Consider the following 15361-nt stretch of genomic DNA (forward strand, 5'->3'; position numbering starts at 1 on the left):
GCATTCGATCGGGGTTATTCAATAGCCCGCAGAGATTTTCCTCAAGTTGCGAAGTGAGGCCGATTACTAACAGCGATCCGCTTCGCGGATCGCTGGGCCGGCGCTTCGCGCCGGCAGGGCCCGCTTCGCGGGCCGGGCCTCCGCTTCGCGGAGGCTGGTGGGGGGTTCTCTCGGCCGCTGCGCGGCCTTGGCCTGGGGTTTTGCCGCTTCGCGGCAGTAGCACCTGAGGGCGTTTCACGCCGATCAGGTGCTCGGCTGACTGGGGAGAGCGTAGCGGCCTCGGGGCGCCTTGGCAACTCTCTGTATGGTCTAGACCTCTTGATTGCCGATCAAATATCGGCCTGACGGTCAGTCATAGACGCCGTGTCGCGGGATTCTGTTGCGTTTTCAGGGCAATTTCTATGCCTTATCAGAATCCCTCTTGGATTCAATCCTATGGCATTCGATCGGGGTTATTCAATAGCCCGCAGAGATTTTCCTCAAGTTGCGAAGTGAGGCCCGCCGCGAAAGCGGCGGGCCGTTTAGGGATGAGTATTTCACACCCCGTGCCCGAAGACCGCTGCAAAATCGGAAGCCCCCTTCCCGGGGGGAAGGGGGCTTCTCCGCCTCGGTCCGGACGGGGTCCTAGGGACGCCGTGCTACGCCCGACTCGATCCAGCCGATCACGGACTTGGCGCGCTTCTCCCCTTCGGGGCCGAGGATGACGAGGAGCTCGACCAGCGTGGTCGCCACTTCGAGGGCGTACTCGGGGTCTTCGCCGATGAGCTTTCGCCATGCCGTATGAGCATCCCTCACGAGGCGGTGGGTGTCGGCCTCGGGGGCGCCGGCCTGCCTCCTGCGGTCGACGGCGTCGAGGAGGGCCTCGGTCGTCTCGGCCCAGTCCGTTCCCCGTCGAAGCATCAGCCAGACACGCAGACCGGTCATGTTGAGGGTGTGGGGGTGGTGCAGCCCGTAGACGGCAGCGAAAGCGGCCTCGATGGTGCCCGCCGTGGTGTGAGCACCATCGATGTCGCCAGCGGCGTCCTGCCGCCGCAGGCGGTCCAGGAGCGGCATGTAAGGCTCAGGGAAGGGGGCTGTCCAGTCTGCGGGCTCTGTGGCTGTCTGCGGCGCAGCCGGGGGCGGGGCCGAGAGGGTGCTCGGTCGGGCGGTGGCCGGGACTTCCTGCCGCTCTGGAAGGCCGCTTGGCGGCACGGGCGGGGTGTGCGCCGGGGGCGGGAGGGGTTGGCCGGCGAAGGGGGCACCGGGGGCCGCCGGCGGTTGGGTGTAGGCGGGGACGACCGCGGTCGGGTGAGCGGTGGTCGCCGCGGCGGCCGGGGTTGCCGGGGCCGGTGCAGGGTGGGGGCGGTCGAGGGTGGTCACGGAGCCGTCGACCGCGACCACCAGGGGCCATGACGAGCCGTCGGCCTCCTTGGCCGTGACGCGAACGGGGCGGCCGTGCAGGGCGGCCTTGATGCGGACTTCGCCGAGGGCGGCGAGACGGGCGTCGCCGCCCTCGGGAACGGGGATCTCCTCGCTGTCGACCTGGGCTGTGCCGTAGCTGGTGAGGGTGATGGTGTAGACGGGGGTGGCGGGGACGGTGTCGGGGTTGGTGCTGGTCATGGTTCTCTTTCTCCGTCATCCCCCGGCCGGGTAGTAAGGCGGCGACCACCCGAGGTATTTGGCGTTCCATTTCGTTTCGATCTGCTCGGCGGGGACAATGTCAATATATCCCGGCCTCAGAATGTCGGTGCTGGCAACCTTTCCTTCTCCCACGTAAAGGGCCACGTGTCCGGCTGCACTTCCGGTATCCCAGAATAGGAGCGCGCCCGGTGGCGGATTCCTGTCCCCGTCGTGGTGCATCGAGGCGGGGATCATATTCCGATAGAGCTCGGTCGCGTAGCTGTGGGAATTCGCCGGTGGATTGGTGTAGCCGGCTCCGTTCCATCCGTAGGCGCTGGCGGTGGATGCCAGGCACATGAGCTTCCAGCGGGCGGAACCATTGGCTGATTCATTGCGAATCCAGGCAATGGCGTCGGCCGTCGATCGCGGGTTCTTCACCTCGGCGGGCCACGGCGCAGCGGTGTCGTGGAATGGCTCGCCGGGCTTGCCGGGGAGCTCCGGGTAGCAATCGCCGGGGTTGGCGGTCGGGCCGATCGGGGTTGCGGTGCCGGTGGCTGCGGTGCCGGGCCGGGTGAGGTCGATGCCGGCCTGCGCGGCGATCTCGCGGGCGGCCTGCTCGTGCCGGTCGTAGAGGTCGGGGTGTGCGGAGTGTTGGACGGCCTGGGCGGCCTTGCCGAGGGGCATGTCCTCCCAGTACCGAATGCCGGTCAGGCCCTTGGGGTCGCCGGTGGGCGAGCCGTAGTAGAACATGCGGGCCTGGTAGTCCGGGTGGTGGAGGATCTGCTCGACGGTGCCCCAGCCCTGGGAGGGGCGCTGCTGGAACAGGCCTATCGAGTCGCGGTCGCCGCCGCTCAGGTCGATCAACGTCGACTCCTGCAACGCCGTCACCAGGCCGACGAGCGTCGCGCGGCCGGACAGCCCGCGTTCCTGGGCGACTTGGTCGATGGTCTTGGCGTTGGCGACCTGCTCCTCGCGCATCCGGCCTCCGGGGAAGTGGGTGGGGGTGGATCCGCCGGCGCTGCCTCCGGGCAGGGGTGCACCGGGTGTTCCGCGGCCTCCGCACGATCCGGTGGCTGCGCTGGCGTTGCCTGCGCTGCCGCCGATCAGTCCGAGGGCGACCAGGAAGAGGAGGAAGAGGACCGCGCCTATCGCTGCGACCTTGAGCATGAGCCCGCGGCCCGCCATCTGGACGGCGAGGCGGGCCGCGTCACGGCTTTCCACTTACACCCCCAGTACGGCGGACACGAACCATTGGTCGCCGTCGAGGAGGGTGGCCTCGACGGTGAGCACGGTGGTTTGGGTCTCGGTGGTGTAGCCGTCGGTTCGGACGGTGATGGTGGCCTTGCGCCAGACCCGGAGCGGGGTGTCCGGGGGCAGGGTGGTGTCGGCCGGGCCGAGGGCTACGTCGGTGACGGTGGCGGTGGCGCTCTGGCTGACCAGCTTGTCGAACGTGGGGTCGCTGTGGCCCTGCAAGTTGGCGATGAGTGCCGGGGTCATGTAGGGGCCGGCGCGGTCGACGCTGGGCTTGTGGGTGCGATCGGCGATCGGGTCGCGGGTGAGGTAGAGGCGCAGCGCTTCCTTGATGACGGGGTCCGGCTTGGTGCGGTCCTTGAGGGGCTCGGCGGTCGGGGTGGCCGAGGCGGTGCTCGGCTGGGCGGTGCTCGGCGGGAGGGCGTTGCCTGTCGAGGTGGCGGTCGCCGAGGCGGTGGGGGCGGCGGTGGGGTGGCTGCTGCCGTTCCAGTCCGGCCACCACAGGCGCGCTCCGATCCCAAGGATCAGGAGCAGTCCGACGATCAGCAGGGCGCCGGCGGGGTTGACCGGGTCGCGCTGACGCTCGGACCTGATCCACTCGCGGGTGTCTCGGCGGCTGGCCTCGCGGTGGGCCTGGCGCGCGGCCTTGCGCTGGCGTCGGTTGCCCTGGCGGGTCTCCTCCGGGAGGTGCAGCTCGGCATGGAGGTACTCCCGCCATTCCTGCGGCGTGCGGCCGTTCTCGTCGTTCTTATCGCTGGGCACGGGTCGTCTCCTCCCTTCGGCCGGCACGCGGGGTGGGAGCCGCGGGTCGGTGTGCCGGAGCGGTGCGTCGGGTGGGCGGCGGGGTGGTGGTCGAGGTGCGTCGCGTGCGGGTCGGACGGGTGGGCACGGGGGTCGGTGCGCTGCGGGCGACGACCGTCCCCCGGACCACGCGAGGTGCCCCGGGCGGCGGGGCCTGCGGCGCCTGCCGGAATGCGAACTCCGGGACGGTGTCGCCGAGTTCGGGGCGCAGCGTGGCCGTGCGGGGTGTCGAGGGCGTGGGTGCCGGGGTGGGGTTGGGGTTGGGTCGGGCGGGCGGCAGGGCCGGGCGGGCGGTGGCTTCGGCCGCGGGGCGGGCCTCGCTGGTTGCGGTGCCGTTGGCGGGCAGGGCCGGGCGCGTGGTCGAGCTGCCGGCGGGTGCTGGCAGGGCCGGGCGCTCGGGCACGGCCCCGGCGGGCAGGGTGCGGCCGGTGCTGGTTGTGGTCACGGTGGACGGGGCCCGGCCGGCGGCGATCGCCGGAAGCGGGCTCTGTCGGCGCGGTGGAAGTGCGGGAGCGGGGGTGTGCTCCCGCTCGGCGTCGAGGCGGTCGATGGTGGTGGTCGGAGTGGTCCGCTGTGGCGTGGCCGCCGCAGGGAGTGGGGCGGGGGCCGGTGGGCGCTGGGTGGGGACGCGGGGGTTCGGTGCGGCGGGTCCGCCGCCGGCTCGGCCTCCGGCACCGCCGCGCCCGGGCCCGGGTGCCGGGCCGCGCGCCGGGCCGTTGCCGCCGCCCGGGGCGGGGGCGGGGCGTCCGCCGCCGCGGCGGCCTCCGAACATCCGGCCGCCGATCCGTGAGAGGGCCTGTGCGGCGAGGAACCCGCCGATGGCGGAGCCGCCCGAGGTGCTGACGCCGAAAATCTGGGCGAGGACGCCGCGGAACTTCACGCCGACGACGGCGACCGCAATGCTCATGCCCATGCTGGGCAGCCATCCGTAGGTGCCGAACATGGTGGTGGTCGCCGCCTGCAAGGAGAGGACGGCGCCCAGGGTCATGGATGCAATGAGGCTCTCCAGGGTGGCGCCGAGCAGGCGGTCGAACCAGGCCAAGCCCCAGGCGCGAGGCTTGCCCGGGACGACCCAGAGGCAGGCGAACACCACCCCGGTTAGGAGTAGGAGCAGAGCGCCGATCAGGCTGGCGAGGCTGGTGAACGCCAAGATGATCACCAGGGCGGCGAACATGATGACGGAGACCAGCGAGGGGGCGGTGGCGCCGACGCGCCCGATCGGGTTGTGCCCCTGGCGCCAACTCACGCTGTCGTCACCGACGGCGGAATCGGTGACGTTGTGCACCAGCCATTCCTTGCGCTTGGCGGGGCTGAACCCCTTGTCGAGCAGCGAGGCGCCGTACTTGCGGCAGACCTCGAAACTGCCGAATTCCGCGATGCACCAGGGCCCGGCTACGTAGGCGCGCCACACGGAGTCGCTGGACTTGCGCAACATGTCGTCGCGACCGTTGCCGGTGAATTGTGGATCATGGTTGAGCTTGAACGGAAAGTCCTTCGCGCCGTCACCGATCCCGGCACTTGTCGCGTTCATGGTGATATTGGCGCCCACGTTGCGGACCGTGTCGACTCCGCCGACCCAGGCGGCGGGAGTCGTCAGGAGCGAGATGGACACGAGTGCGGAGATGCCGACCCAGGCGATCTGTCCCAGGCCGCCGCCTCCGCCGCCGCGCCTGTGCTGGATGAACGCGACAAGCCCGCCGACCGCGAGCGCGGTCGGCAGGAGGGTGGTCGTCAGGCCGCTGGCCGCGCCGCCGATCGACCTCGTGACAGTGTCTTCGAGCGCCGGCACCGAGGTCAGCTGAAAAGTCCACTGAACGATGACCACGGCCGCGGAGCCGATGACGACGATCAGCAGCATGAACAGATCCGCGACGTGCTCGACCGTCGCGTCGAAGAGATCTGAGACGCCGTAGTCGACATCGAGCGACCAGAGCAGCGGGTTGCGGTACGTCTCGTACAGGGTGCCGTGCCCGGCCGGGTATTTGGTGTCGGGGCTGGGCATCAGGTCGCCGATGCCCATCGGCGGGATGTCGGCGGCGTGCGCGGGGTGCACCGGGATCAGCGTCATCACGCAGCAGATGAACAGGAGCGGGATCGCGAGGTTCCGCGCCCGGGGGATGTGGGATCGGATCGCTGCCAGCACTGCTACCCCCGGAGTAGGACGGCGCGGAGCTGGTCCGCGCTGGTGATTGCGTCTTCGTGCTGGTCGATCCGCCATGCCCCGTCTTCGGAGACCAGGCGCAGCGCGCGGCGGTCGGTGGTGGGCTCCTTGCCGGGCCACGTGACGGTGAAGGTGGCGAGGACGCCGTACCCGGCGGGGTGCCGGCCGGAGGCCGGGACGGAGATGACGTCGCCGAGCGTGATGGGGCCGATGTCGCCGTAGTCGGGGCCGGTGGGCGTGGCCGTGGCCGGCGGAGCCGGGGTCGAGCCGTCGGCGTAGGTCGGCGGCGCGACGGTCGGGCTCGGCGACTCGGTCGGCTCCGGTGACCAGTGCTCGACGGTGGACGGGTTGGCCGCGTGCTCGTCGAGGCAGTACTCGACGCTGCCGCCGCGCAGAGCGGTCGACATGAGCGGGCACGCGGTCGGCCAGGCGCCGGAGGCTGCCGCTTCCTGGTAGGTGCGGGCCGTCTTGAGGACGGCCGCGCTCGGGTCGGCGGGCTTGTCCTTCTTCCCGTCCGAGGAGCAGCCGGCCAACGCGAGGAGCGCGGCCGTGCCGAGGACCGCGGCGGCGGTGCGGGCGGTGGTGGTGGTCATGCCGTCACCTTCTCCAGCGCGACGGCGCCGCCGTCGCCCTGGTCTTGGTCGTCGTCGAGGTAGGGGTCGGCCTTCGGCGAGGTGTCGAGCAGCTCGCGCAGTTCCCAACTCGGAATGTCCCACTGGACGGTGGCCGCCGAGAAGCGCCGATCGCGCACGATGTTGTGGCCGTGCCGGATCTCGCCGTCCGGCAGGAGGCCGACGGAGCGGATCAGGGCGCGGGTGTGCGCGTCCTTCGGGAGGCCGAGCAGCTCGGCAAGTGCGTCCTGCTGCTCGGCGACCGTGAGCTGAAATCCGCACACGGTGGTGAGCTGCTCGGTCACGGCGACCAGCTTGACCAGGGACTCCGGGTCCTGCGTGTCCAGGAGGAGCGAGGTCGCGAGGGCGCGGCCGACGCGCGCGACGTAGGACAAGAAGGCCGCGCCGTCCTTCGTCGCGGTGAGGACGTGCACCTCGGGAACGGCGACCACTTTGCGCAGTCCGCGCAGGTCCCGGCGGCCGGCGATGGTGACGCCGAACGCGAGCATGGAGTGCATCAGCGCGACGCTCAGACGCTGGATCACATTCCAGTCCTCGCGGTCGGTCGAGGCGTCCGGCAGCGACAACCCCGGCATCTGCACCACCCAGATTCCGGGTTCGGGGCGCAGCGGGATCGTCGTCGAGGTCGGCTTGCCCATGAAAGGGGCGCCGATGCCGGTCTGCGCGAGCTCGTACAGGGCCTCGCCGGCCTCGCGGGCGAGGTCGTCGTCCATGTGGCGCAGGTGCTCGATCACGCGCCAGGTCGCGGGATCGCCTTCGCCAACCACCTGGTTCACTGCGTGCTGAATGGGCGTCTCCGCGCCCCGGGCACGCAGGTGGGGCGGCAGGGCGATGCCGAGCTGTGTCGGGACCTCGATCTGTGCGCGCTCGGCCCCCTCCCTGTCGAGAATCTTGAACAGGTCGGCGAAGCCCGCGAACTGGCCGCCGATCTCGACGAGGTGGGCGTTCAGGCCGTAGTGGCGTCCGGCCGAAACAACACCACCAAGGTCGCCCTTGAAGTCGAGAGCCAAAACGAACCCGCCCCGGAACCCGGCGTCCAACATGCTTAGCATCATCGCCGTCGTCTTGCCCCGGCCGGACCGGCCGATGAACGCCGTCGTCGTCGCGTCGCCCCGGTCGCTTCCCGCAGTGACATCGTTCCTGAACGGTGCGGCGGTGCTGCCGGTGAGGTATCCGGCGATCGGGCCCGTGTCGTCGCCCACCTTCGCGCCGCCCCACCACCAGGACCCGGCCAGCGCGGTGACGTCCCGGATGTGGCCGAGGTCGGGTACGCGCAGCCGGTCGCCGGGCTGCATTTCGAGCCACAGCTCGCGCTGCTCGTCCTCGCCGACGAACACCTCGATGCCGACGCCGCCGAAGTACGCAATCACGGCGTCGATGCGGGCGCGCAGGTCGGCGAGCGACGTCTCGCTCGTGACGATCAGCCGCGGGTGGTCCTCAACGAGCGTACGGTCGTCGCGCCGCATGTCGCGGGTGAGCGAGGCCATGACGTCCTCGGTCTCCTCGACGTCGCGGCCCGGGTCCTCGGCCGAGGCACCGGCGGCAGAGCGCCGCTGCTCCTTGGCGAGCCGGCGTGCATTGTCGACGGTCTTGAGGGCGTCGCGCTTCGGTTGCACCCGGAACCGCACGCTGGCGTCCGGGCTGACGGGCTGGATCAGCTCGGCCGGGTCGAGGTCGCCGTCGAGCTCCTGGTCCTCGGTGAGCTCCGGCACATAAGTGATCTCGGACAGCACCCGCAACCACTCCCCGGAGCCGGGGGATTCCATCTCCTCCGGGAAACCCGTCATGACCAGCACGGACGTCCACGCCGCGACCTCACCGGAGGCGTCGACCACTTGCAGGTGGTCCGGGTGCGGCAGAACCCTCCCCCGGGTCAGGTTGGCAAGCTTCGCGCCGCTGACCACACCCTGATGGGGAGCCGGCGCGGGCGCGGCCCGGTGCTGCTCACGGCTGATCATCCACGACAGCATCTCGACACTGGCCGGCGCCGCCTTCCACGGGCTCGCTTCCAGTCGCCGGCTGAGGCGGCGCATCGTCGCGTCGAGGTGGGCCAGCTCGCGCGCGCTGAGCGCCTTGGACTCGATCCCGAGGCCCTGCTGAATCCCGCGGCGGCCGGCCGCCTGCGCGCTGCCGGTGCGGTCGCTGAGCCGAACGCCGAGAAGGAGGTGACGCGTCGGCAGGCCGATCTGCTCAAGGCGGCTCACCCGCAGGTCCGCCCAGTCCTCCCAGCGGCCGGCGGTGAACAGCTCGCCGGCCTCGGCCCGGTAGTCGGCGGCGTGCAGGGGGCTCCAGAGGATGCGCAGGTGGCAGTCGTACCCGGCGAGCGTGCGCGAGAGGGCGCTCACCGCCTGGTCGAGCTCGGCGTCGCGGGCCTGCTCCGACATCAGGTCCGTGTTCGAGGAGTCGAGGACGTACCAGCCCTCGACGTGCGTCGAGGTGACGACGAGTCCGTCCGCGAGCGCGACGTAGGTCGGCGGCGCGGCCGACCGGTCTCCTCCGACGCCAACAAGTTCCGCGGCCTTCTGGATGATCTTCATGCTTCCCCCTGGGTCGTGCGGGTGGTGCTGAGCGCCCTGCGGCCGTAGGCCTTCGCGACGGCGTCGGGGCCGTACAGCCGGGGCTGGGCGTGCAGGCGCAGCGGTGCCCCGGCGCCGGCGGGGATGTTCCCCTCGGGGCCGAGCCAGCGTTCGAGGAGGCCGCCGAGCGGGGATTCGAGGAGCAGGTCGAGCCGGCTTCCCCAGCGGGCGCGGCGGCCCAGCCACTCGCCCCGGGAGGCGGCGCGGCGTCCGCCGCAGATGATCGGCCGGTGCCCGAGGACCAGGTACCGGATCGAGAGTGCCCACGTCGTGACGTACCGCCGGCGCTCGATGCGGGTCGAACGCTGTGCCCCGAAGATGGCAATCAGTCCCGGTGGCAGGACGTAGATGCTGAACCCGAAGTTGAGCCCGGGCAGACCGAACAGCATGATGAGCGGGATGTCCCACAGGAGATAGAGGACGAGACCGAGGATCAGCGCGCGGCGGGGCGCGCCCTCCCCCAGGTCGAAGCCCAGCAGCTCGTGTTGCTTCGGGTCCAGGTCAAAGTGACGGGTGTAGGTGTGCCCGACCCTAGCCATCTCAGGTGTTCCCGCTGATCTTGGTCCAGAGGTCTCCGAGCACCGTCTTCACGCCGTCGGGGAACCAGACGAACGCCCCGACGGCGAGGGCGGCGAAGACCATCTGAATCAGGTCCCCCCACTCCTTCTTGATGAAGTGGCCGACGGCGCGGATGGCGAGCCAGGCCGCGAAGACGTTGCCGACGAGCAGCAGCGCCCAGTTCTTGAAGGCGGTGCCGTCCGTCAGGGCGGCGAGTTGTGCGCCGGTGTGGGCGGTGGCAGCAAGGTTGATCACTGGTCGGTCCCCCTTGGTGGTGGCGGATAGTGAGAGCAGGGTCGTCGTGCAGGCCGAGCCCGGGCGGGGTGGCCCCGTCGCGGGCGTGCGGGTCAGGAGGTCGCACCACCGGCGAGGCCGGCCACCTGCCACGTCGAGGCGGTGGTCGAGCTCACCCGGGCGAGCTTGACGCGGTACGTCTGCTCGATCGACGCGCCGCCGAGCGTCCAGGCCACCCGGGCGAGGGCGGAGCGCTCGTTGCTGTCGGCGGCGTTGTCGACCGACCAGGCGTTCAGCGCCTTGAAGCTGATCCCTGCGGGAAGGGCGGGGATCGCCGCACCGGGGGCCGCGGCCGTGGTGGTGTTGCCGGCCGCGAGGGCCTTGAAGAACGCTTCCGCGATCGGCTGCGTCGTCGCGGTCAGGGCACTGTCGGCCTCCGCCGCCGTAAGGCGCGGCAGCGCCGGGCCCTGCGCCGGCAGTCCGATGAGACCGGGCTGACCGCTGACCACGACGTGACCGGAGGTCGTGACGACAGGCACGTCCAGTGCGACCCACTGCGGATCCGACGTCACGGGGGCCGCGGGTGGCGCGCCGGGCGGCGGGGCGGGCGCGGCGACGGTGCTGCGGACAAGGACCTCGACCCGCACTCGGGCCTGTCCCTGTCCGCCGATGGTCACCGCGTCCGTCTGGACGTCCAAGACGTCCTGCTTGCCCTTGCCGTCCCATCCCATCGTCGTCTCGGCTCCGACGGAGAGGAGTCCGGACAGTGCCGCTACCCGCTGCTGCGGGGCGCCTTCGTCCCACCCCAGGTACGCGCGGGCGAATCGCCCAGCGACGGCCTGTGCTTCGGCAATCGGGTAGGCGGCCGAGGTCGGGGTCGGTGCCGAAGGCGCCGGGGGAAGCGGCTTCGGCGGGACGACCCACGACCTCACGCCGGTGACGGCCGCCAGGACGACGACCGCCCACAGGACGCCGCGGCCGAGCCGGCGCAGCGCCAGGGTTCCCGACTTCTCGTCGGCGGGGGCGGCCCAGGGCGCCGGGGGATGTGCGGCCCTGGGCGGAGGCGGAGCAGGGCACGCTTTCTGCTGGGCGCGGGCGAGTTGCTGCCCCGCGGCCTCCCAGGGGTTCGTGGGCTCGGCGGCGGCCGGCTGGGGGGTTCCCGCAGCGGGCGCCTGCCGCTGCGGGCTGCTCTCGGTCGTGGGTTCTGGCAGACCTGCAATCTTCCGGAAAATAGTGGCCAAACTGGGCATGCCCCGTCCCCTCCCCGTCCCGTGCGTCACAGCCGACGCAGGGGTGTTCGACCATATGCCCGAACCGATCGCCCGTCAAAGAAATTCGTAAACCCGTCAGCACCCCGCCCAGGCCCGTGACATGAACACCGGGTAGGAAGGGGCTCGCGCCGGATAGAGTGCGTGCCCCCGTTGACTCAACGATCCGAGGAGCGCATCGGATGCGCATACGACGCGAACGCCTCCGCGAGCTTCGCGCCCGCCTGGGGATGACTCAGGAACAGGTCGCCAGAATTCTTGATTGTTCTCGCTCGGCAGTCTCCACCTGGGAAACCACCGGACGCCTTCCGAGACCCGGCCGTCTGCGTCGTCTCGCTGAACTCATGGACGTTCCGGTGCGCGAACTCCTCATCGCGAGCAATTCCTCGACCTTGCGACAAATGCGGACCGCGGCAGGTTTACGACAAATGGACGTGGCGGCACTTCTGCACATCAAGTCATCTACATACTGCGACGTCGAAAAGGGTCGCCAGAAGTTGCCGCACCGCTGGATCCCCGTTCTTTCCGGGGCATTCGGAGTATCGCACGAGCGGCTTACCGCCTTATCGGCCGGGAAATCTCATCCCACGTTAAACGAGGACCAAATTCCATAGGGTCCGCCGATCCTCGCCGCCGGACCCGATCGCCCTCTGTGTAATCATTTTCCCGCGAGGACGCCGGCGAGTCGGAGTCGCCGAAGAATCAGACGCGTATGTTCCGATTCCCGGTCGACCTCGCACCGGCAACCACCCGCAGCGGGGCGACGGATTCCGGCCACCTGCATGGTTGTTCCATCCGGATATCCGGATGATCCACAGCACGCACCACTACTCTTCCCTCTTCGCCCCGACGGTGCAGCTTTCGGGGAGAGAGACAGCCGGGGCCCCTCGGCCGGGCGCAGCGCTGCGGCGCCGGGCCGAGGGGATTCCGTCAGGCGCTGGGGGTGGATTCTGCGTCGGATTCGTCGGGTGCCGGTCGCGGCTTCTTGACGTTGTTCTTCTGCTGCCACTCCTCCCACTTCGCGATCCAGTCGCGGAGTTCGGCCTCGCTGTAGTAGGACACCGGCCCTCCGTCGCTCACTCCCTCGGGGGCCGGGATGCCGCGTTCGACGCCGCGCTTGACGTAAGTGCGGAAGGTCGCCGGCTTCCACGGCAGGATTTTCGCGGCGTGGGCCTCGGCGAGGGTGTAGGTGTCGGGGAGGGTCTCCTCGACCGGCACCTCGGCGGCCTGGGCGGGCTGCGGCACGGCCGCGGCGGCTGTCGCGGGTGCTGTCGCGCTGCCTGTCGCATCCAGAGGTGTCGCACCCTGTGACATGGGCAAACTCTGTGCAACCCCCCTACCTGCGGCCGGCCCGACAGCCGTCCGGGACATCGGGCCGAACTTCCCACCCGGGAGGAAGTCCATCGTCGCCGCGGTGTGGTTGACCATATCCAGGACCTCGGCGGTGATCCACGGGGCCATTTCCCCGGAATCGAACCAGGCCGGAGCATCGGCACACTGGGAAAGAAGACGCGAAACGTCCGGAGTGATGTAGGAGGGCTGAATCTCGCGGACGTAGAGGTAATCCTCGGTCGGGTGTTTCCGCTTGTCCGAGTAAGCCCCACGGCCCTTGACGTCCGCGTCGTAACCGAGGACCGGGGTGCTCTGCCCGAAGGCGACGCCCCAGGAAACGCGGTCCTGCTGGCCCACGGCGATCCTGGTTCCGATCTGCGCCCTTTCCATGGTGCCACCGAAATACGAATTAGCGAATTGCTGCGTCCCCACCACAACCCTGTGATTACTGGAACGGCCTTGCAGGAGGATGATTCCAAGCCAGTCCAGAAATGGCGGTGTCCCCTTCCCCTTGAGCCCGTAGCGCCACCAGGTGTATGCCAGCTTGATAAGGGTGGGGAGTTCGTCGATCACCAGCGTCCGGGCAATGAGCTGACTCCGGAGTGCCGGGTCCGCGCCCTTTTCCATGGCAGCCTCCGCGGCCATCATGCTTGCTAGGAACTCGGCGAACGCCGCAATGCATGCACGAGTGTCCTTGTGAATGCGCACGCCCGAGTGCCCGTCGGCCTCGGCCAAACTGTTCCGCTTGGTGTCGAGAACGTCGATCAACTCGCCGTTCTGCCGACCGTGGACGACCGGAATATAGAGCACTGTCGATTTTCCGGAACCGGTGTCACCCGCCACACCCCAGTGGGGAGTGGCGCTCTGCGTGTGCACGATCGCCGAAACGATCTCGTTGTTCTCGATCGCGAGACCGACGAAAACCTTGCGGGGGTCTCCGGTCGGCTCCCACGGCACGTAATCGGGCAACTTCACCCGCTCTGGCGGCTTCGGCTTCGGAGTCCACTCGACGTAATGCTCACGCTTGGTTCTTTCCCACCGGGCAACCCATTCACCGGGCGCCCGTTCGTCGACCACACGCTCGACGGCCGCCCTCGCCTCGGGCGTCCCCAGCCATTTGATAGGAATTCTGAGGACGATCCTTGCGCCTTCTGCGGCCATATCATCAGGGACCGACAGCCACCGCCGGTGCGGCTCCGTCTCCTCCATCCGGAGGGCCTGACGCAGGGCCACCCACAGCCCGGGCCCGTAGATTTGTCCATCTGTCCATACGGGCGTCACCCGCCACCAGGCCAGGCCGGCGGGCGAGGTGAGCGCCGCGACGTACACCGCCCCGGCGCCGGCGATCAGGGCGAGCCGGGTCTCGTCGGGGAAACGCCACAACCCCCAGGCGACCGGCACCGGCAGCAGCCTCACAGCGACGCGCGCGGCCCTCGGCCACCGGTGCCAGACCCGCAGCACTCGCCACAGTCCCCCAAGCGCGCGCAGCAGGATCAGCACGGCCATGAACGGGGCCAGGACGATTCGCATCGCGAGGGGCCGGCGGCGCGGCTTGGCGAGCGAGACGGGCGGGCTCGCGGCCTTCGTGCGGAGGCCGAGCTCGCCGACTGGCGTCTCGTCCCGTTCGTCGTCCGGTGGCGGCGGGCCTGCTCGCCACGCGGTCGAGGCGCTGCGCTGCTCCTCCTCGAACAGGTCCCGGCCGGAGAAGTACCGGCCGATCCCTTGCGCGAGCGCGTCAAAGAACCGGTCCACCGACCGGTTGAATTCCGCCTTGTTGCCCTGGGCGAGCATCGCCAGGATGGCCAGGACGGCGAGCAGCAGGCCCGCCACCCCGCCGAACGCTCCCCCTGGTAGGCCGTCCAATCCCGGCAGTGATGGGAAGGCGTGTTGTTGCGCCACCCGTCCCCCTTTCGTCGTGCTGTGCACGCCCTGCGCGGGGCGCACCGTAGGTGCGATCCTCGCTCACAGCGCACTACTGCCGCAGGAGCTTTCTCCGGGCACAACGCGCGCACGGCATCCGAGGAAGCGAGCTGCTCGGCGGGCCGTGGCAGGCTTCCGGCCCCTGACACCGCGCGGCGACCGTCAGACATCCGCCACCCACCCGCGGCGGTCTGCGCCGTGGAACGCCTTGGCGGCAGGGTCGTTGGACCGGGCGACAGCCGGCACACCACGGATGCCGGCCGCGGGAAGCGGCGCCGCCGCACCGCGAGCAGCAGCGAGGAGTCGAGTTGAGGATCGAGAGCGCGTACTTCGGGTGGTCGGATCTCACCCACCTGCCCGGATGCCGGCGGCCGGCCTGGCAGATCGCCACGAAGCACACGCCGGAGCGCGAAGGCGGCCACGGGTGCCCGGCCGAGGACTGTGGGCACGACGGCAAGCGCCCACGCGTCGAGGTCCGCGCGGTGTGCGGGTCCTGCGGCGTCGCGCACGTCATCGCGGGCGAGGCTCTCAGCAGCCGCACCACCCACGCCGCGACCCTGGGGTACGGCACCGCCCCGCGGAAGGCCGGCGGCCTGTGGCTGTACGCCGGGCCGCCGCGGGTCGCCGTCGAGGAGGCGCAGCCCGACGCCTATCTCGTCACGCGGGAGAAGGTCGCGCGTGTGCGTCCCGAGGACGTGGTTGGTCTCATCACGAAGACGACCGGGAAGCTCGGCGGGATCGCGTACACGGCCAGCGTCAACCCCGTGCTCGACGTCAGCGGGGACCTCGCGCCGCTGGTGTTCGAGAGTTGGGGCGCGTCTCGCCCCGGCTCGCGTCCGTGGGTGCCGCCGCGCGGTACGTCGAGGAGCACCACGACGACGCCTGAGGGGCCCTCCGGCCTCTCAGCCGACGGCCTCCTGCTCGGCGAGGTACTGCACCGTGCCGGGCCGCCACGCTCCCCCGGGGTGCGGCCGCCCCGGCCCCCCCCCGGCCCCCGCGGGCCGCGGGGGGGGGGCCCCGGAGGGAACC

Annotated in this window: 12 protein-coding genes; 2 read left to right on the forward strand and 10 right to left on the reverse strand. The window is 70.4% G+C overall.

From position 1 onward, the window contains the following. Positions 1 to 624 precede the first annotated feature (624 nt). From ACFWPI_RS26085 to ACFWPI_RS26125, 9 genes are all read right to left on the reverse strand, one after another. Positions 625 to 1599 (reverse strand): hypothetical protein, encoded by a 975-nt coding sequence (locus tag ACFWPI_RS26085; protein ID WP_380380096.1) that lies wholly within the window; start codon positions 1597 to 1599, stop codon positions 625 to 627. Between the two features lie 15 nt (positions 1600 to 1614). After that, the gene (locus ACFWPI_RS26090; RefSeq protein ID WP_380380098.1) at positions 1615 to 2820 is read right to left on the reverse strand and encodes a peptidase M23; all 1206 of its coding nucleotides are present in this window, start codon (positions 2818 to 2820) and stop codon (positions 1615 to 1617) included. Continuing rightward, on the reverse strand, positions 2821 to 3612 hold the full coding sequence (locus tag ACFWPI_RS26095) for a hypothetical protein (protein WP_380380100.1): 792 nt from the start codon (positions 3610 to 3612) through the stop codon (positions 2821 to 2823). Next, positions 3599 to 5722 (reverse strand): hypothetical protein, encoded by a 2124-nt coding sequence (locus ACFWPI_RS26100; protein WP_380380102.1) that lies wholly within the window; start codon positions 5720 to 5722, stop codon positions 3599 to 3601. Before ACFWPI_RS26100 ends, ACFWPI_RS26095 begins: the two co-directional genes overlap by 14 nt. A 74-nt stretch (positions 5723 to 5796) precedes the next feature. After that, entirely contained in the window at positions 5797 to 6405 is a 609-nt protein-coding gene (locus ACFWPI_RS26105; RefSeq protein WP_380380104.1) for a hypothetical protein, read from the reverse strand. Continuing rightward, positions 6402 to 8981 carry an ATP-binding protein gene (locus ACFWPI_RS26110; RefSeq protein ID WP_380380106.1) on the reverse strand — a complete coding sequence of 860 codons (2580 nt, stop codon included), beginning with the start codon at positions 8979 to 8981 and terminating at the stop codon, positions 6402 to 6404. Before ACFWPI_RS26110 ends, ACFWPI_RS26105 begins: the two co-directional genes overlap by 4 nt. Further along, the gene (locus ACFWPI_RS26115) at positions 8978 to 9559 is read right to left on the reverse strand and encodes a hypothetical protein (protein WP_380380108.1); all 582 of its coding nucleotides are present in this window, start codon (positions 9557 to 9559) and stop codon (positions 8978 to 8980) included. The genes ACFWPI_RS26110 and ACFWPI_RS26115 overlap by 4 nt, the downstream gene beginning before the upstream one ends. A gap of 1 nt (position 9560) precedes the next feature. Beyond that, a complete protein-coding gene (locus ACFWPI_RS26120) occupies positions 9561 to 9833 on the reverse strand; it encodes a hypothetical protein (protein ID WP_380380110.1) in 273 nt (90 codons plus the stop codon). 92 nt (positions 9834 to 9925) lie between these two features. Continuing rightward, complete coding sequence (locus ACFWPI_RS26125; protein WP_380380111.1) at positions 9926 to 11062, reverse strand: hypothetical protein; 1137 nt, start codon at positions 11060 to 11062, stop codon at positions 9926 to 9928. A 200-nt stretch (positions 11063 to 11262) separates the two neighbouring features. Between ACFWPI_RS26125 and ACFWPI_RS26130 the strand changes: the two genes are divergently transcribed. Further along, the gene (locus ACFWPI_RS26130) at positions 11263 to 11694 is read left to right on the forward strand and encodes a helix-turn-helix domain-containing protein (protein WP_380380113.1); all 432 of its coding nucleotides are present in this window, start codon (positions 11263 to 11265) and stop codon (positions 11692 to 11694) included. 316 nt (positions 11695 to 12010) lie between these two features. Here the strand turns inward: ACFWPI_RS26130 and ACFWPI_RS26135 are convergent, their stop codons facing one another. Next, positions 12011 to 14242, reverse strand: a complete 2232-nt coding sequence (locus ACFWPI_RS26135; RefSeq protein WP_380380115.1) for a type IV secretory system conjugative DNA transfer family protein — start codon at positions 14240 to 14242, stop codon at positions 12011 to 12013. Positions 14243 to 14640: 398 nt separating this feature from the next. On the opposite strand from ACFWPI_RS26135, the gene ACFWPI_RS26140 reads away from it, so the two are divergent. Then, positions 14641 to 15361: hypothetical protein (locus ACFWPI_RS26140; RefSeq protein WP_380425070.1), on the forward strand; the 721-nt coding region annotated here is incomplete at its 3' end.

The organism is Kitasatospora sp. NPDC058492, assembly GCF_042720685.1.
Taxonomy (GTDB): Bacteria; Actinomycetota; Actinomycetes; order Streptomycetales; family Streptomycetaceae; genus Kitasatospora.